This window comes from Reyranella sp., assembly GCF_004297265.1.
GTDB lineage: Bacteria > Pseudomonadota > Alphaproteobacteria > Reyranellales > Reyranellaceae > Reyranella.
The window spans coordinates 144,234-161,951 of the sequence record NZ_SCUT01000021.1 but is presented as its reverse complement, the minus strand read 5'-3'; the positions used below and the strand labels follow the sequence as shown (position 1 = coordinate 161,951).

Annotated in this window: 16 protein-coding genes, 1 tRNA gene and 1 pseudogene; 7 read left to right on the top strand and 11 right to left on the bottom strand. The window is 66.6% G+C overall.

All coding sequences use genetic code 11. From position 1 onward, the window contains the following. From EPO41_RS08340 to EPO41_RS08320, 5 genes and pseudogenes are all read right to left on the bottom strand, one after another. Positions 1 to 759: pseudogene (locus EPO41_RS08340) on the bottom strand (glutamate synthase subunit alpha); the annotation flags it as partial. 111 nt (positions 760 to 870) lie between these two features. Then, positions 871 to 1,131 (bottom strand): 4-oxalocrotonate tautomerase, encoded by a 261-nt coding sequence (locus EPO41_RS08335; protein WP_363246956.1) that lies wholly within the window; start codon positions 1,129 to 1,131, stop codon positions 871 to 873. After that, a complete protein-coding gene (locus EPO41_RS08330) occupies positions 1,074 to 1,685 on the bottom strand; it encodes a glutathione S-transferase family protein (RefSeq protein WP_296323116.1) in 612 nt (203 codons plus the stop codon). Before EPO41_RS08330 ends, EPO41_RS08335 begins: the two co-directional genes overlap by 58 nt. A 3-nt stretch (positions 1,686 to 1,688) precedes the next feature. After that, a complete protein-coding gene (locus EPO41_RS08325) occupies positions 1,689 to 3,131 on the bottom strand; it encodes an NAD(P)-dependent oxidoreductase (RefSeq protein WP_296323114.1) in 1,443 nt (480 codons plus the stop codon). Positions 3,132 to 3,385: 254 nt separating this feature from the next. After that, entirely contained in the window at positions 3,386 to 4,339 is a 954-nt protein-coding gene (locus EPO41_RS08320) for a complex I NDUFA9 subunit family protein (RefSeq protein WP_296323112.1), read from the bottom strand. Between the two features lie 110 nt (positions 4,340 to 4,449). Between EPO41_RS08320 and EPO41_RS08315 the strand changes: the two genes are divergently transcribed. Continuing rightward, positions 4,450 to 4,534: transfer RNA gene (locus EPO41_RS08315), tRNA-Leu, on the top strand. 74 nt (positions 4,535 to 4,608) lie between these two features. Here the strand turns inward: EPO41_RS08315 and EPO41_RS08310 are convergent. After that, complete coding sequence (locus EPO41_RS08310) at positions 4,609 to 4,854, bottom strand: hypothetical protein (RefSeq protein ID WP_296323110.1); 246 nt, start codon at positions 4,852 to 4,854, stop codon at positions 4,609 to 4,611. A 294-nt stretch (positions 4,855 to 5,148) separates the two neighbouring features. Between EPO41_RS08310 and EPO41_RS08305 the strand changes: the two genes are divergently transcribed. The 3 genes from EPO41_RS08305 to EPO41_RS08295 all read left to right on the top strand — a co-directional run bounded on the left by EPO41_RS08305 (position 5,149) and on the right by EPO41_RS08295 (position 7,996). Further along, on the top strand, positions 5,149 to 5,772 hold the full coding sequence (locus EPO41_RS08305) for a ribonuclease H-like domain-containing protein (protein ID WP_296323107.1): 624 nt from the start codon (positions 5,149 to 5,151) through the stop codon (positions 5,770 to 5,772). A gap of 83 nt (positions 5,773 to 5,855) precedes the next feature. Beyond that, entirely contained in the window at positions 5,856 to 7,397 is a 1,542-nt protein-coding gene (gene rpoN, locus EPO41_RS08300) for an RNA polymerase factor sigma-54 (RefSeq protein ID WP_296323105.1), read from the top strand. A 128-nt stretch (positions 7,398 to 7,525) separates the two neighbouring features. Next, positions 7,526 to 7,996 carry a PTS sugar transporter subunit IIA gene (locus tag EPO41_RS08295; protein ID WP_296323103.1) on the top strand — a complete coding sequence of 157 codons (471 nt, stop codon included), beginning with the start codon at positions 7,526 to 7,528 and terminating at the stop codon, positions 7,994 to 7,996. Between the two features lie 34 nt (positions 7,997 to 8,030). On the opposite strand, the gene EPO41_RS08290 is transcribed toward EPO41_RS08295, so the two are convergent. Further along, positions 8,031 to 8,258 (bottom strand): DUF1150 family protein, encoded by a 228-nt coding sequence (locus EPO41_RS08290; protein WP_296323101.1) that lies wholly within the window; start codon positions 8,256 to 8,258, stop codon positions 8,031 to 8,033. 34 nt (positions 8,259 to 8,292) lie between these two features. Beyond that, positions 8,293 to 8,754 (bottom strand): Hsp20 family protein, encoded by a 462-nt coding sequence (locus tag EPO41_RS08285; RefSeq protein WP_296323099.1) that lies wholly within the window; start codon positions 8,752 to 8,754, stop codon positions 8,293 to 8,295. 388 nt (positions 8,755 to 9,142) lie between these two features. On the opposite strand from EPO41_RS08285, the gene EPO41_RS08280 reads away from it, so the two are divergent. Further along, the gene (locus EPO41_RS08280; protein ID WP_296323097.1) at positions 9,143 to 10,705 is read left to right on the top strand and encodes a heparinase II/III family protein; all 1,563 of its coding nucleotides are present in this window, start codon (positions 9,143 to 9,145) and stop codon (positions 10,703 to 10,705) included. Between the two features lie 64 nt (positions 10,706 to 10,769). On the opposite strand, the gene trpS is transcribed toward EPO41_RS08280, so the two are convergent. Continuing rightward, positions 10,770 to 11,843 (bottom strand): tryptophan--tRNA ligase, encoded by a 1,074-nt coding sequence (gene trpS / locus EPO41_RS08275; protein ID WP_296323094.1) that lies wholly within the window; start codon positions 11,841 to 11,843, stop codon positions 10,770 to 10,772. A 221-nt stretch (positions 11,844 to 12,064) separates the two neighbouring features. Between trpS and EPO41_RS08270 the strand changes: the two genes are divergently transcribed. Next, the gene (locus EPO41_RS08270) at positions 12,065 to 13,852 is read left to right on the top strand and encodes a peptide ABC transporter substrate-binding protein (protein WP_296323090.1); all 1,788 of its coding nucleotides are present in this window, start codon (positions 12,065 to 12,067) and stop codon (positions 13,850 to 13,852) included. 3 nt (positions 13,853 to 13,855) lie between these two features. On the opposite strand, the gene EPO41_RS08265 is transcribed toward EPO41_RS08270, so the two are convergent. Next, entirely contained in the window at positions 13,856 to 15,139 is a 1,284-nt protein-coding gene (locus EPO41_RS08265) for an MFS transporter (protein WP_296323087.1), read from the bottom strand. 55 nt (positions 15,140 to 15,194) lie between these two features. On the opposite strand from EPO41_RS08265, the gene EPO41_RS08260 reads away from it, so the two are divergent. Then, positions 15,195 to 16,148, top strand: coding sequence for a succinylglutamate desuccinylase/aspartoacylase family protein (locus tag EPO41_RS08260; protein WP_296323082.1), 954 nt, complete (start codon positions 15,195 to 15,197; stop codon positions 16,146 to 16,148). Here EPO41_RS08260 and murJ read toward each other — a convergent pair. Beyond that, positions 16,117 to 17,703, bottom strand: a complete 1,587-nt coding sequence (gene murJ / locus EPO41_RS08255; protein ID WP_296323079.1) for a murein biosynthesis integral membrane protein MurJ — start codon at positions 17,701 to 17,703, stop codon at positions 16,117 to 16,119. The genes EPO41_RS08260 and murJ overlap by 32 nt on opposite strands. Positions 17,704 to 17,718 lie beyond the last annotated feature (15 nt).

Here is a 17,718-nt window from a genome sequence, read left to right as displayed (position 1 = left end):
GGTGTTGGTCGAATAGCGCTGATGGAAGATCGCGAAGCGCGAGACGAAGCGCTCGTCGAGCAGGTCGGGATAGAAGGCCGACAGATGCTCGGCGAGGAACATGCCCTTGTAGACGACCGAACGGCAGCTGAGCGAGCAGACGTAGAACTCGGCGATGTTCTCGGCGAGCGCCGCCTTCTCCATGCGCCGGCGCAGGATGTAGAGCTGCTTCTCGAATTCGCGATTATCGAGCTTCGCATCGCCGCGGCCGATCAGGATCTGTTCGATCTCTGGCCGCGTCTCGTTGGCCTTGGCGCCGATGACCGAAATGTCGACCGGCACCTGCCGCCAGCCCAGGATGGTGTGGCCGAAGCGCAGGATCTCGGTCTCGACGATGGTGCGGCAACGCTCCTGCGCACCGAGATCGGTGCGCGGCAGGAACACCATGCCGACCGCGATGCGCCCGACCTGCGGGACCTCGCCGCTCGAATCGCGGACATATTCCTTGAAGAAGTCCTGCGGGATCTCGACGTGGAGGCCCGCGCCGTCGCCCGTCTTGCCGTCGGCGTCGACCGCGCCGCGGTGCCACACCGCCTTCAGCGCATCGATGCCGGCCGCGACCACGTCGCGGCGTCGCTTGCCGTCCAGCGCGACCACGAGACCGACGCCGCAGGAGTCCAGCTCCTGGGCGGGGTTGTAGCCGTAGGCGGCGGTGAGCTTCTCGGTCCCGCTCTTGTAGTCGCGGACGAACTGCTCGGCATCGAAGGGACGTGTGGTCATGGTCTTGATCCTTCCTGTGGCTTTCCCCCTCCGGCCTTCGGCCACCTCCCCCGTATGACGGGGGAGGACGGGAGGGGGTGAGCAACGCGGCGGCTGCCTAATCGAGTGAGGTCATGTGTCGGAGAACAGCTTGCCGGCTTCGGCCCAGTTCTCTTTCTTGATGTCGGTCAGGATGATCTGCACGGCGTCGGGCGTGCAGCCCAGCGCGCGGCAGGTGCCCTCGGTCAGCTCCTTCGCCAGCGCGCGACGCTGTTCGATGGTACGGCCCTCGAACATCTGGACGTTGATCATCGGCATCTTCTTCTTCTCCCTGGTCAGAACGTGTGATCGATCGCGACATGGCCGGGCTGCGCCTTCACGCGGGCCATCCACGCCGTGATGTTCGGATAGCGCGACAGGTCGAACCCGCCCTCGTCGGCGACGTGCGTGTAGGCATAGAGCGCAACGTCGGCGAGGCCGTAGCGGTCGTCGACGAAGAACGGCCGCGTCGCGAGATGCTTCTCCATCACGTCGAGGGCCGCGTAGCCCTTCTTCATGATGTCCGGCAGATTGGCTTCCTGCTGAGGTGAGAGCTTGTCGAGGAAATGCTTCCAGAAGCGCGCCACGGCGATATAGGGCTCGTGGCTGTACTGCTCGAAGAACATCCATTGAAGCGTCTGCGCACGGGACAGGCGATCGGAAGGTGCGAACGGCGTGCCCTCGGCGAGGTACCAGAGGATCGCGCCGGACTCGAAGAGGAAGGTGCCGTCCTCGAGTTCGAGCGTCGGGATGCGGCCGTTCGGGTTCTTCTTCAGGAACTCAGGCGTGCGCGACTCGCCCTTCAGGATGTCGCGCTCGATGCGCTCGAACGGCACCCCGAGCTGCGACATCAGCAGCCACACCTTGTAGCCGTTGCCTGACCCGGTGAAGTCATAGACCGTCAGCATGGTCTACTCCGCCGCGATGCTCTGGGCGGCCAGCGCCTTGGTGGTCAGATGGGTGTGGATGCGCTCGGCGGCATCGCGGCCGTCGCGCACCGCCCATACGACCAGCGACGCGCCGCGCACGATGTCACCGGCGGCGAAGACGCCGTCGAGACTGGTCATCATGCTCTTCCAGTCGATCTTGAGCGTGTTCCAGCCGGTGACGCCGAGATCCGGCGCGCTCATCGCGGCCGGCAGGTCCTCGGGATCGAAGCCCAGCGCCTTCAGCACGAGATCGGCCTCGATGTTCACATGGCTGTTGGGAATCTCCTGCGGCGTCTGGCGGCCCGACGCATCGGGCATGCCGAGATGGATGCGCACGGTGCGGACGTGGCTCACCGTCTCCTGGCCGAGGAAGGCCTGCGGGGCGGCCAGCCACACGAACTCGACGCCTTCCTCTTCCGCGTGCTTCACCTCGCGCTGGGAGCCCGGCATGTTGGCGCGGTCGCGGCGGTAGAGGCACTTCACGGACTTCGCGCCCTGGCGCACGGCCGTGCGCACGCAGTCCATCGCCGTGTCGCCGCCGCCGATCACCACGACGTTCTTGCCTTCCGCGTTCAGCACGCCGGATTCGAACCCGGGGACGGTGTCGCCCAGCCCCTGCCGGTTGGAGGCGGTGAGATAGTCGAGCGCCGGCGCGATGCCGGGCAGGCCGACGCCGGGGGCGGCGATGTCGCGCGCCTTGTAGACGCCGGTCGCGATCAGCACGGCGCCGTGACGCGCGCGCAGCTCGTCAAGCGAGACGTCGCGGCCGACCTCGCAGTTCAGGTGGAAGATGACCTTCGAATCGCGCAGCAGCTTCTCGCGGCGCTGCACGATCTCCTTCTCGAGCTTGAAGTTCGGGATGCCGTAGATCAGCAGGCCGCCGACCCGGTCGTAGCGGTCGTAGACCGCCACCTGGTAGCCCTTGCGGCGCAGCTGCTCGGCGGCGGCGAGGCCGGCGGGGCCGGCGCCGACGATGCCGACGCTCTCGGGCCGCTCGCGCCGCGGCCGGATCGGCTTCACCCAGCTGCGCTGCCAGGCGGTGTCGGTGATGTACTTCTCGACCGAGCCGATCGTGACGGATTCGAACCCCTTCTCGATGACGCAGTTGCCTTCGCACAGCCGGTCCTGCGGGCAGATGCGGCCGCAGATCTCCGGGAAGTTGTTGGTCGCGGAGGAGAGTTCGTAGGCCTCCTCGAGCCGGCCCTCGGCTGTGAGCTTCAGCCAGTCGGGGATGTTGTTGTGAAGCGGACAATGGATCTGACAGAAGGGCACGCCACATTGCGAGCAGCGCGCGGCCTGTTCGGCCGCCCTGTCCTTGGCGAAGCTCTCGTAGATCTCGTCGAAGTCGCGACGGCGTTCGGCTGCCGGCCGCTTGTCGGGCATGGCTTGCGGCGTTCCGACGAACTTCAGCATCCTCTCGGCCATCTCCGGCCTCCTCGGATTGATTGTGAAATTTTATTACGCAAGAAGCGCGCCGATCGCGCCATTGCTGCTTTGTTGGAGGCCTTTAACCATGCGCCTCGCCGATAGTCAATGGTGCTGACCTAATTTAGAGAATAGATCAGGTCCCTTCTCTTATTTTCGCGCGGGGCGATTCTATCAATCCCTATTTGGTTCCGTTTTAGGACCAAATGCTCTGGGCAAGCATAAGCGCCTTCCGTGACGCCTTTGTTGGTCAATCAGGCTGGCGCGTGCTGGTTGTAGCGGCCGCCGACGCGGTAGCGGTCGAGGTACATCGGCAGGATGGCCTCGGCGGCGGTCGGCTCGATGCCGAGCGCGGCAAGACCGGGAGCGCCGGGGCGGGCGACGTTGTCGGTCACCAGCAGGTCGACCTGATCGTGCGTCAGCGGCGGCACGGGCAGGAATTCGGCAAAGAAGCCCGCGATCCGCATCAGGCCAGCCGGAACGCCGACGATCCGCTTGTCGCGGCCGATCTCGCGCAGCACCAGGGCGGCGACCTCGCGATACGTGTAGATCCGCGGGCCGCCCAGCTCGAACACGGTTCTGGCCGTGTCGGGCCGCGCCAGCACGGCTGCCACAGCGGAGCCGACATCGCCCACGAACACCGGCTGGACCTTGGCCGAACCGTCGCCCACCACCGGCAGGAACGGCGCCTGACGGGCGATCTGGGCCATGCGGTTGAACATCGCGTCCTCGGGTCCGAAGACCACGCTCGGACGCAGGATCGTGGCGTCCGCGAAGCCGGCGACGATCGCGTCCTCGGCGTCGACCTTGGAGCGTATGTACTTGTTCGTTGAATTGCGCTGGTCCGCCCCGATGCCGGACATATGCACCAGGCGCTGCACGCCGGCGGCCCTGGCGGCCTCCGCCATGGCCCGGGAGCCCTCGACATGGACGGTCCGGTAACTCTGGCGGCCGCGCTGGAAGGCGATGCCGGAGGCATTGACCACCGCCTGGCTGCCGGAGATGGCGGCCGCGACCGAAGCGGGATTGCGCAGGTTGGTGCGCAGGATGGTGATCTGGCCGACATCGCCTGCGGTCTTGATCGGCTCTGCAAGCTCGATACGTCGGCAGGCCACGCGGACCTGGTAACCCTCGTGCGCCAGCGCCCGCACGATGGCGCGGCCGACGAAGCCGCTGCCGCCAAAGACCGTGACCTGCTTGATACTCATGGAAGCTGCCTATAGCCCAAACCCATGACAGTGCAAGGGGCGTAGCGGGCCGCGGTTGACAATAGCGCGACGCGGCCCTAACTCAGCGCCCGCACTAGACCGCATGCCGTGCCCAGGTGGCGGAATTGGTAGACGCACTAGTTTCAGGTACTAGCGCCGCGAGGCGTGGAAGTTCGAGTCTTCTCCTGGGCACCATGCGGCTGGTTTCTCATTCGTAGCCAGCTATTCGAGCCGCTTCAGCGGCCGGCGGCAGCGACGTCGCCCGCGGATCAACGCCGGATGAAAACAGCATAGACCATCAAGAGGGCGAAGCCTGCCGCGCCACTCGCGGCGGCATAGGCCAGGGTGATCGGAATCCGCCACCGCCGGTGCTTTCGGGCGAGAATGCGCAGATGGTCGCGGCGGCTCATGCCACCCGGGAAATCATACTTGCCGGGAGGGTTCTCGATGTTGGCTGTCGCGCGCCGCCACCCGACGAGGGCGCCGACGACGGAAAACAACCCGACGATCGCCAATACTATGTAATTCATTGCATCTGTACTCTAGGCCCCGGTCCGATGCCGACGATCCACTATAGCAATTTCTTCTCGCATGGATCGATAACGGTCGCGCGACAAAGCCGGCGCCGACCGCTCAAGACCAAAGTTCATGCCGCGCGTTGTCGTCCATCCCGGCAAGATGGACTGCGCCTCCGGACTGGCGTACATACTGAGCGCGCGCCCGCATCTTCATGTGGAATATCAACACTTTAGGCGTCGCCCGAGCACTATGCACCCGGGCAGCGTACTGGCCAGCCGGAGCATTTCTAGATGGCGATCAGCCTTCACCGTGGCGATCTTCCCGCGGATATTTCGTTCGGCTCCGTCGTCGCCATCGACACCGAGACCATGGGACTCAACCCCCATCGCGACCGGCTCTGCCTCGTTCAGCTCTCGGCGGGCGACGGCAACGCCCATCTGGTCCAGATTCCGCGGGGAGCGCCGAAGGGCCCGGCCAAGGCGCCGCGGCTCGCCGCCCTGATCGCCGATCCCAAGGTGCTGAAGCTCTTCCATTTCGGTCGCTTCGACATCGCCGTGCTCGAGCATTCGCTCGGTGTGCGCTGCGAGCCGGTCTATTGCACCAAGATCGCCGCCAAACTGGTGCGCACCTTCACCGATCGCTTCGGGCTGAAGGACCTGTGCCGGGAGCTGCTGGGCGTCGATCTCTCCAAGCACCAGCAGACCTCGGACTGGGGGGCGGACAGCCTGACCGATGAGCAGCTTGCCTACGCCGCTTCAGATGTGCTGCATCTGCACGCCCTCAAGGCCAGGCTCGACCTGCTCCTGGAACGCGAAGGTCGCCGCGAGCTGGCCGACGCCGCCTTCGCCTTTTTGCCCACCCGTGCGCGTCTCGACATTGCCGGCTGGCCGGAGACGGATATTTTCGCGCACTGAAAACACAGTCGCGCTGACTTTGGCACGGTTTTTGCTTTAAATTCCTCACGGGGAGGTCCACAGACCTTCAGGGGTGGGGTGCCATGCGTATCGGTCCGAGTCTAATCCTCGCGTCACGCCAGACTTTGGCGATGACGCCGCAGCTCCAGCAGGCCATCAAGCTGCTGCAGTTCTCGCACCTCGAGCTTGCCGCTTTCATCCAACAGGAACTGGAAAAGAATCCGCTGCTGGCCGAGGGCTCCTCGGAAGACGGTCCTTCGGCCGACTACGAAGGCCCCGCCATCGAGGCCCCACGGGATACGGCCGAAGCCCTCTCAGCGGCGGCGCCGGCCCTCGCCGACGCCGACGATCGCTGGACCCGCGAACATGCCGATCGCGGCGGCGATGCCGCCGCGAGCCGCTCCGGCCAGCGTGAGGACGCGCCCGAGGCGCTCGATTTCGTGGCCGAGCGTCCGCAATCGCTGGCCGTTCATGTGCTCGAGCAGATCGAACTCATGTTCGAGCGTCCGGCGGAGCGCCGCATCGCGCTGAAGATCGCGGAGGGCCTCGATGAGGCCGGTTACTGCCGCCTCGACGCGGCCGCCGTCGCCGAGGCCGTCGCCACCGACATCGCGCTCGTCGAAAAGATCTGGACGCGGTTGCGTCAGATGGAGCCTGCCGGTCTCTTCTCCCGCACCGTCGCCGAGTGCCTGGGCGCGCAGCTCGCCGAACGCAACCGTCTCGATCCGGCGATGAAGGCGCTGCTCGACAATCTCGACCTCGTCGCCGCCGGCGAACTGGGCCAGCTCCGCCGTCGCTGCGGTGTCGATGACGAGGATCTGCGCGACATGCTGGCCGAGCTGCGCACGCTCGACCCGCGTCCGGGCCAGGGCTTCGAGTTCGAACCGATTCAGCCGGTGCAGCCCGATCTCTACCTGACGCCCGCGAAGGATCCCGAGACCGGCGAGGATGGCTGGCACATCGAGCTCAACACCGATGCGTTGCCCAAGGTCCTGGTCGATCGCAATTATCACGCAACGCTGATGAAGGGGGCGCGCGCCAAGCCCGATCGCGACTTCGTCGCCGAGCGGTTCCAGTCGGCCAACTGGCTGGTCAAGACGCTGGAGCAGCGCGCCACCACGATCCTCAAGGTCGCGCGCGAGATCGTGCGCCAGCAGGACGGCTTCTTCCGCCACGGCGTCAGCGCGCTGAAGCCGCTGGTGCTGCGCGACATCGCCATCGCCACCGAGCTGCACGAGAGCACGGTGAGCCGCGTCACCTCGAACAAGTACATCAACACCCCGCGCGGCATCTTCGAGCTGAAGTACTTCTTCACCTCGGCGCTGCCGGCGCGGACGCCGGGCGTCGTCGTCTCCTCCGAATCGGTGCGCTCCCGAATCAGGCTGCTCGTGGGGGGCGAGAATGCACACCAGCCGCTCAGCGACGACCGCATCGTCGACCTGCTGAAGGGCGAGGGCATCGAGATCGCACGCCGCACCGTGGCCAAGTATCGCGAGGCCATGCGCATACCGTCGTCGGCGGAGCGTCGTCGCCTGGGCCGGTTGGGCATGAGCCGCCAGATGCCCTCAGTTCTGTCGCATGCCGCCGCCGCCGCCGCTCAGGCGATGAGCGGGTCGGCCGACTGAGGCGGGCTGCCGGCGGGGCGCGGGGTGCCTGCGAACCATGGCTTGACCCGACCGGGGGACGCGCCTATAGGGGCGCACCCTTCGCAGGGGCGACCAAAGTTTGCGCTCGCTAACCCATTGGTGACATTGTGGAAATCGCCGATTTGCTGACCGGTCCGGACGCCGTTCTGGCCAGCGCCAAGGCGACCGGGAAGAAGGCGCTGCTGGCGGAACTCGCCAACCGTGCATCCGGTCTCTTCAACATCGATGAGCGCAAGCTGTTCGACCGCCTGCTCGAGAGGGAACGCCTTGGATCGACCGGCATCGGCGGCGGCATCGCCATTCCGCACGGCCGGCTGTCGACCATGACGAAGCCCATGGGCGTCTTTGCCCGCATGGCCCATCCCGTCGATTTCGACGCGATCGACGAACGCCCCGTGGATATCGTATTCTTGCTGGTCACGCCCGAGGGTGCGGGCGCCGATCATCTCAAGGCGCTGGCGCGTGTGTCACGCCTGTTGCGTGACCGCAGCCTCGTGGAGAAGTTGCGCGCGACCGAGAATGCCGAAGCACTCTACGCGCTGCTCGTCGAAACGGTGGAGGCGCAAAGCGCCGCCTGAACCGCCCTATCCGAGCCTTCGCGGCCGAATGTCCTCAGTGCACCAGCGCGGGCTCGAGCTCATGCTGGCGGATCAGCGCCTGGGCGATCTCGATCGATGGCGCCGAGGCCATCGGCTTGCCATCGGCCGAGAATATGCCGACGGCATGTGCGCCATCGGGAAGGCTGACTTCCTTCACGTAGGCGATGTGCTCGGCACCGAGACTCAGAAACGCCTCCTCGGCGAGGGGGGTGAACATGACGACGTTGTTTTCGTTTTCCATGGCTACCTCCTTGGCAGCATCAACGCGCCCCGCCTCAACGGCTGCGACGTGCGGTGATATCGATCATATGGTCCGCGCTGTCGGCGGCATTGCCGGAGTCGATGCGGATGGTTCGAATGCGGGGCTCCAGGACCGGTCGCACCAAGTCGATCGACAACAAGCCATTGTCGAGACGGGCGCCCATCACCTCGATGCCGTCGGCGAGCATGAAGGCCCGCTGGAATTGCCGCGCGGCGATGCCGCGATGAAGATAGACCCGATCGCCATCCTCGACCTGCTTGCCGCGCACGGTAAGCTGGTTTTCGACGAGTTCGATGGCAAGTTCGCCGCTCGTGAAGCCGGCAACCGCAAGGGTGATGCGCAGCCCGTTCTCGCCGATCCGCTCGATATTGTAGGGCGGATAGCCCTCGGCATTCTTGGCGAGCCGGTCGAACGTCCGCTCGAACTGGTCGAAGCCTAGCAGCAAGGGCGAACTAAACATGGAAACGCGACTCATTCTGAACCCCCCTCCGTGGAGCGAGTGGCGGGGAATCCCTGAGGGCCTTCCCTTGGAATGAATCTGGGGTGCGACGGTCGCCGTTCAAGGGGCGGACCAGACCGCGTCCACCCATCGCCAGAGGGCTCCGGCTGGGGTAAACTTGCAAAATCCCTCCACCGCCCGGCCACTCGAGCCTCCCGGGCCAAAGAACGAAAAGATGACGTTGGTCGCTGACACAAGACGGCCCGGGGAACCTTTGGTTTCCGGCGCCCGGCCCATCCGTTCCGTTCCGACACGCCCCTCTGCCGCGGCAAAGGGAGAGCGTCGCGCCTTCGGCCGCTGGCTCCTTGGCTCGTCGCTCTATTCTCTGACTCTGGGCCAGGCCACGCCGCACAGTTTCTTCGCGGTGGCGGCGGATTCCTGGCCGGGCGATCCGGTGCTCGGGCAGCGGCTGTTGCTGGCCGGCGAATTCGCCGCTTGCGGCTCCGCCGGCGTGGTGCTGCCCGATTCGGACGATCCGCCGTGGCAGCGTGCCGGCGCCGCGCCACTCTGGCTCGATGCGCTGAACGGCTTCGCCTGGCTGCGCGACCTGCGTGACAACGGCGATCCGAACGGCGCGCTGCTTGCCGCGAAACTGGTCGACGACTGGACCAACCGTGAATGGCGCTGGTCTCCGGTGACGTGGAAGCGCGACGTGCTGGCGGCGCGCATGGTTGCCTGGATCCGGCACTATGAATGGATGGCCGCGGCAGCCGATCCCGGTTTCTCGGCGCGCTTCGTGTTCTCGCTCGGCCGGCAGAGGGTGCATCTGCGCCGCGTCGCGCGCCGTGGCATGGTCGGACACGAGGCTGTGTCCGTCTACAAGGCGCTGATCTTCGCCGACCTCGCCTTCATCCGCGACGGCAAATACTTCGAGAAGAGCCTCGAGCAGACGATGGCGCGGCTCTCGAAATTCCTGAAGCGCTACGTGCTGCACGACGGCATCGTGTCGGAGCGAGCGCCGCACCTGCAGCTCACCGTGCTGCGCCACCTGATCGACGTGCGCGCGGCCCTCGCTTCGGCCGAGCGCCGGGCGCCGGCCGAGCTGGTGGCTGCGATCGATCGCATGGCGCCGATGCTGCGCTTCTTCCGCCATGGCGACGGCGGGCTGGCGCTGTTCAACGGCACATGGGAAGGCGACCGCCGCCTGATCGACCTCGTGCTGGCGCGCACCGGTTCGGGAGAGGTCGCGCCGACGATGGCGCTGGCCAGCGGCTTCCAGCGGCTGTCCGCGGGGACCTCGCTGGTGATCGCCGACGCCGGAAGCCCGCCCGGCCGCGGCATGGACGGCATCGCGCATGCCGGCACCCTGAGTTTCGAGATGAGCGCCGCGCACGAGCGGCTGGTCGTGAACTGCGGCACCTATCCCGGTGCGCCGCGCGACTGGCAGCATTTCATGCGCTTCACGGCGGCCCATTCGACGGCGGTGGTCGACGACGTCAATTCGACCGAGATCACCAACCATGGGGCGCTGGAATATCGCGCCGGCAACGTGCTGATCGATCGCGCCGACGATGGCGGCGCCCAGTGGCTCGACATGTGCCACGACGGCTACCGCTCGCTCTATGGCATCATCCACCGCAGGCGCCTTTGGCTGTCGCCCGACGGCGGCGACCTGCGCGGCGAGGATTCGTTCCTCGGCTACGAAGGCAGGCCGGTCACCGTGCCGGACCGGCGATACATCGTGCGCTTCCACCTGCATCCGACGGTGAAGGCGACCCTGGCGCAGAGCGGGCAGGCCGTGCTGATGCGGCTGCCGAGCGGCCGCGGCTGGCGCCTGCGCGCGACCGGCGCCGGCATCGGCCTGGCCGAGAGCATCTATCTCGGCGAGGAAGGCCGCGTGCGCCGCACCGAGCAGATCGTGTTGGTCGGCCAGGTTCCGGCGGAGGGCACCACCGTGAAATGGGCCCTCACGCGCATGGAAGGCTAGTCATTGGAGCGCGCCACTCCAGTGGCGCAATCATGAGCGCCACTGGAGTGGCGCGCTCCATTGGTTACGGCTTTAGAAAGCCCACGGTCCTGTAAACTTCGTCGAGGATCGGCGCGGCGATGGCGCGGGCGCGCTGGGCGCCGTCGCGCAGCACGCCGTCGACATGGCCGGGGTCCTTCATCAGCCGCTGCATCTCCGCGCCGATCGGGCCGAGCTTGGCGACGGCCAGCTCGGTCAGCGCCGTCTTGAATTCGGAGAACTGCCTGCCCGCGAACTGGGCGACGACGGCGTCCTTCTCCTGGTCGGCGAGGGCGGCGTAGATGCCCAGCAGGTTGTCGGCGTCGGGCCGCTTCTCGGCATCCTCAAGCGTATCGGGCATCGGCAGCGGGTCGGTCTTGGCGCGGCGGATCTTCTGGGCGATCGCGTCGGAATCGTCGGTGAGGTTGATGCGCGAATAGTCCGACGGGTCGGACTTGCTCATCTTCTTGGTGCCATCGCGCAGGCTCATGACGCGCGTTGCCGCGCCGAAGATCAGCGGCTCGGTGATCGGGAAGAAGTCCGGCGCCTTGAAATCGTTGTTGAACTTGATGGCGATGTCGCGCGTCAGCTCGAGATGCTGCTTCTGGTCCTCGCCCACCGGCACGTGCGTGGCCTTGTAGATCAGGATGTCGGCCGCCATCAGCGCCGGATAGGCGAAGAGGCCCAGCGAGACGTTCTCGCGGTCCTTTCCGGCCTTCTCCTTGAACTGCGTCATGCGGCTCATCCAGCCCATGCGCGCCACGCAATTGAAGATCCAGGCGAGCTGCGCGTGCTCGGGCACCATCGACTGGTTGAAGACGATCTGTTTCGCGCCGTCGACGCCGGCCGCGAGGAAGGCCGAGGCGATCTCGCGCGTCTGCGCGGCGAGCTGGGCGGGTTCCTGCCAGACGGTGATCGCGTGCTGGTCGACGACGCAGTAGAGGCACTCGTAGTCGTTTTGCAGCCGCGCGAAGTTGCGGATCGCGCCGAGATAGTTGCCGAGATGGAGGTTGCCCGTCGGCTGCACGCCCGAGAGGATGCGGCCCTTGAGGCCGCGCGCTTCGTAAGGAGCGAGATGCAGGTTGGGCGCGCCGGTGGCGGCGGGGATCGCGTCAGGCATGGATGTGGACTCCGCTAGAGGTCGATGGCGCGGGGTTTGGACCTCCGCGCACCCCGCCGGTGGAAGGCCAGGGGCGCGCGGGTATCGCGCAGGTCGCCTCGTTAATCAAGGCAGAGCCGTTGACGGCGCCGGTCCCGGCTGTTCCCATCGAATTGCACGCATCTTGCAAGATAGCAGGAGCGTCAGGGAAATGGCTTCGACACTCTGATTGGAGGCATCCAATGGACGAGCGTGGCTTGCGTGGTCTCATCGACAAGGTGAAGGCGGGCGGGCTGTCCCGACGCGCCTTCGTGAAGCGGATGGCGGCGGTCGGATTGACCGCGCCACTGGCGAATCAGCTCCTCGCCTTCTCGGGCGTGGCGATGGCGCAGTCGAATGCGCCCTACAAACCGACCAAGCGCGGCGGCGGTGGCCTGCTCAAGGTCATGTGGTGGCAGGGTCCGACGCTCCTCAATCCGCATTTTGCCGTCGGTACCAAGGACCAGGACGCGTCGCGCCTGTTCTACGAGCCGCTGGGCGCCTGGGACCGTGACGGCAATCTCCAGCCCAAGCTCGCCGCGTCGATCCCAACCCGCGAGGACGGCATCGCCGCCGACGGCAAGTCGGTGACCTGGAAGCTGAAGCGCGGCGTCAAATGGCATGACGGCAAGCCCTTCACCGCCGACGATGTCGTCTTCACCTGGGCCTATGCCGGTGATCCCGCGACCGCGGCCGTCAGCAGCGGCTCCTACAAGGATGTGGTGGTCGAGAAGATCGACGATTTCACCGTCGTCGTGAAGTTCAAGCAGCCCACGCCCTTCTGGGCCGACGCCTTCGTCGGCTGGGCCGGCGGCATCATCCCCAAGCACCTGTTCGGTGACTATATCGGCGCCAGGTCGCGCGAGGCGCCGGCCAATCTCAAGCCGGTCGGCACCGGCCCCTACAAGTTCAAGGACTTCAAGCCGGGCGACCTCGTCGTCGGCGAGATCAACCTCGACTATCACGTGCCCAACCGGCCGTATTTCGACGCGATCGAGATGAAGGGCGGTGGCGATGCCGTCTCGGCGGCGCGCGCCGTGCTGCAGACCGGCGAGTACCACTTCGCCTGGAACCTGCAGGTCGAGGACGAGATCCTCGTGCGCATGGAGAAGGGCGGCAAGGGGCGTGTCGTCATCTCGCCCGGCGGCGGCATCGAGCACATGCAGGTCAACAACACCGACCCGAACGTCGAGATCGACGGTGAGCGGTCGAGCCTCAAGGCCAGGCATCCGACGCTGACCGATCCGGCGGTGCGACAGGCGCTGGCGCTGCTGATCGACCGCGATTCGATCGAGAAGCATATCTACGGCCGCATCGGGATCGCGACGCCCAACTACATCAACAATCCCGAGAAATTCCGCTCGAAGACTACGAAGTACGAGTTCAACGTCGACAAGGCCAACGCTCTGCTCGACAGAGCGGGCTATGCGCGCGGTCCGGACGGCATCCGCGCCAAGGACGGCAAGAAGCTGAAATGGGTCTACCAGACCTCGATCAACCAGCCGCGCCAGAAGACGCAGCAGATCATCAAGCAGGCGTTCCAGAAGGCCGGCATCGACGTCGACCTGAAGGCCGTGACGGCGTCGGTGTTCTTCTCGTCCGACGTCGCCAATCCCGACACCTATCCGCACTTCTATGCCGACCTGCAGATGTACAACAACGGCATGAATGCCCCTGACCCGGAGGTGTTCCTGCGCCAGTTCTGCTCCTGGGAAGCGGCGCAGAAGGAGAACAAGTGGCAGGGCCGCAACATCACGCGCTGGCAGAGCAAGGAGTATGACGAGACCTACAAGGCAGCCCAGGTCGAGCTCGATCCGGTCAAGCGCGCAGCCCTGCTGATCAAATGCAACGAGCTGGTGGTCAACAACCAGGTGGTCATACCGCTGGTCGCGAGGCCGGGCGCCGTCGCGTTGATCCACGGCCTCGTCGCCAACATCAGCGGCTGGGACAACAACACCTGGGACCTCGCGAACTGGTATCGCGAAAGCTAGGCGTCAGGGCTTTTCGCGATCCTTGTCGGGATGGTGGAACAGCAGGACCACCATCACCGAGGAGAGGGCGAGCGCCGTCATCAGCAGGAAGCCGTCGGCGAAGGAGCCGCGGAGATGCAGCACCCAGCCCGTGATGACCGGCGCCAGGAAGCCGGCGATGGCGAAGGCGAGATCCATGAGGCCGAGTGCCGTCGCGGCGCGCTGCGGCACGATGTCGACGTTTACCGCGAAGTAGGCGGCGTTGGCGCCCATCGAAGCCGCGACGGCCACGGTGATGCCGGCGACGGCGACGGTGAGATTGTCGGTGAGGGCCACCGGCACGACGGCAAGGGCCGCGACCAGCTGACTGCCGGCGATCAGGTAAGAGCGCGAGATGCGCAGGCTGCCGGTGGTCTTCAGCAGATGATCCGACCAACGTCCCAGCGCCCCCAGCAGGATGGCGGCCGACAGCCAGGGCAGGACCGAGAACAGGCCGATGGCGCCGAGGTTCAGCCCGTACTTGCGCTCCAGGTAGCTCGGCAGCCAGGTCATGAAGAAGAACAGGAAGTAGCCGAAGACGAAGAAGGCCCAGTAGTTGGCGAGCAGGGTGCGGTTGGTCAGGAGCGCCTTCAGCACGCCGGATTCGGGCCAGGATTTCAGCGCGGCGTGTGGCGCGGCGGTGACGCCGGAATCGACCTTGCGGATATGGGCGAGCTCGGCCGCATTCACGAAGCGCGATTGCGACGGGTCGTCCCGGAAGCAGAAGTACCAGAGCGGAATCCAGGCGGCGGAGAGCGCGAACAGCGCCACGAAGGTCAGACGCCAGTCGAGCCATCCGAGGAGCGCCGTGACCAGCGGACCGCCGATGGCGAGCGCCAGGGGAACCGCCAGCAGCGCATTCGCCAGCGCCGTCGCCCGCTCGTGGGGTGACAGCCAGCGGCTGACCGCGCCGGTGAGGGCGGGAAAGTTGGGTCCTTCCGCGACCCCCAGCAGCACGCGGGCTGCATAGAGGATGGCGACACTGGTGGCGAGCGCTGTCGCCCCGATGGACAGGCTCCACAGCACGGCCGCAACCGTCAGCACCAGTCGGGCGCCATAGCGGTCGACGGCGAAGCCGCCGAGCAGGGTCGTGACGGCATAGCCCAGGCCAAAGGCGCCGAGGATCGCGCCGGTCTCGGCCGGCGACAGGCCGAGATCCCGGTGGATCAGGGGAATGGCGTAGGAGAGGGCGGCGCGGTCGATGTAGTTGACGACGGTGATCGCGAACAGCAGGACGACGATGAACCAACGATACCGGCTGCGCGCCATAGGCTTCTCCTTGTCGGCGATAAACTAGCATGCGAAGGAACGGTGCAACCTGCACATGGTCGAGAACATGCCCGACACGCCGCCGATCGAATTTGCCTTCCCCGACCTGCGCCAATGGGAGAAGGGCGCCGCGCCCTACATCCACGTCATCGAGAGCGGCAAGCCGGGACCGACGGTGATGGTGGCGTCGCTGACGCACGGCAACGAGGTCTCGGGCGCCATCGTGGTCGATGCGCTGCTGAGCGCCAAGGTGAAGCCGCGCAAGGGCACGCTGATCCTCACCTTCAACAACATCGAGGCCTATCACTCGTTCGATCCGCGGACGCCGTTCAAGTCGCGACTGGTCGACGAGGATTTCAACCGCGTGTGGGGCCGGATCGACGAGCCGGCAACCACCGTGGAGACCAGGCGCGCGCAGGTGCTGAAGCCCTTCGTCGAGCGCGCTGACCTGTTGCTCGACCTCCATTCCATGCACGACGATTGCGTGCCGCTCATGCTGTCCGGTCCGCTCGACAAGGGTGTGGCCTTCGCCAGGAAGATCGGCACGCCGGTCGACATCGTCCGCGATGCCGGCCACGCCGCCGGCATGCGCATGCGCGACTATGGCGGGTTCGGCGATCCCAACAGCCCGAAGAACGCTCTGCTGATCGAAACCGGCCAGCACTGGCGCGCCTCGTCGGTCGTCGTCGCCAAGGACGTGACGGCCCGCTTCCTCGTGGAGACCGGAATCCTGGAAGAGGCCGACCTGCCGGCCGGCTGGCGGCAGCCGACGCCTGCCAGCCAGCGCGTCGTCGAGGTGACGCATGCGGTCGCGACGAAGCGCGGCAACTTCACGCCGGCGCAGCGCTTCGAGGGCCAGGACGTGATCCCCAAGGCGGGCACCGTGCTGGGCCATGACGACGACGAGCCGGTGACGACGCCCTACGACGATTGCGTGCTGGTCATGCCCTCGTCGAGCCGGCCGTTGCGGCCAGGCGTCACGGTTGTTCGCCTGGGTCGGCTGACCTGAGGCCGGGTTGCCGGCGCATCACGTAGCGCAGCTCGGAGATCCTCACCACGCCCAGCGCTGCGCCCAGCAGCGCATAGGCTGCGATTCCGATCAGGCAGATGCCGGCCAGCGCCACGCCGCCCTCGACGTCGGCGCGCGACAGGGGCCGTGCGAGCCACAGGAGTCCGAGCCAAAGTGCGCCCCCCATGCCGGCGCTGGCGCCAGCGATACGGATGCCGCGCGAGATCAATCGCCCGTCCGGGATCCACTGGCCGCGCCGGCGCAGCACCCCGGCCAGCAGCGCCGCGTTCAGCCAGCCCGACAGCGAGGAGGCGAGCGCGATGCCGACCAGGCCGATCGACGTGGCGAACAGGAACCAGACGTTGAACAGGATGTTGGTGGTGATTGCCGCCAGCGCGATGTAGAGCGGCGTGCGCGTGTCCTCGCGGGCGAAGAAGCCCGGCGCCAGCGCCTTGACCAGCACGAAGGCCGGCAGGCCGACGGCAAAGGCGGCCAGAGCGCTCGCGGAGCGCAGCGTATCCTCGGGCAGGAACCGGCCGCGCTCGAACAGCACGCGGATGATCGGATCGGCGAGGAACCAAAGCGCCACGGCAGCCGGCAGGCTGAACAGCAGGCCGAACTCGAGCGCGCGGTTCTGGTTGGTCATGGCCGACTGCGTGTTGCCGGCACGCAGCTCGCGCGCTAGCAGCGGCAGCAGTGCCGTGCCGATGGCGATGCCGACGACCCCGAGCGGCAGCTGGGCGATGCGGTCGGCATAATAGAGGGCGGAGATCGTGCCCACGGGGAGCAGCGAAGCCCACACCACGTCGAGCACGACGCTGATCTGCTGCACCCCGCCGCCGATCGCGACCGGCGTCGCGAGCTTCACCAGCCGCGCCACCCGCGGTGTCCAGCGCGGCCTTACCAGCGCCATGCGGACGTCTTCGCGACCGCAGGCGACCAGCAGCCAGACCCACTGCAGCACGCCAGCGATCGCCACGCCGATCGAGGCGGCATAGCCCGCGTTGGGAAGCAGCGGCGTCAGCCCCAGCACGGCGGCGATCAGCGCGAGGTTGAGGAGCACCGGCGTCGCGGCGACATGGGCGAACCGGTCGATGCCGTTCAGCACGCCGCCATAGAGCGAGGTCAACGAAATGAACAGCAGGTAGGGAAAGGCGATGCGTCCGAACTCGACTGCCATGGCGAAGGTCGGCGCATCGTCGCGCATGCCGGGGGCGAGCAGGGCCATTACCCAGGGCATCGCCAGAATTAGCAGCGCGGTGAACGGAACCAGCACCAGCAGCAGCGCGGCCTGGGCCTGGCGCGCGAAGGTCATCGCCTCCTCACGGCCGCCGCCCGTCAGTTCGCGGGCGAACAGCGGCACGAAGGCGGCCGAGAAGGCGCCCTCGGCGAACAGCCGGCGGAAGAAGTTGGGAAGCTTGAAGGCGACGAAGAAGGCGTCCGCCACGGCGCCGGAGCCCAGCACCGCCGACAGCACGATGTCGCGCACGAAACCCACGATCCGGCTCAGCAGCGTAAACCCGCCGACCGTCGCGATGGCCCGGGCGAGACTCACGGAAGTGCCGCGTAT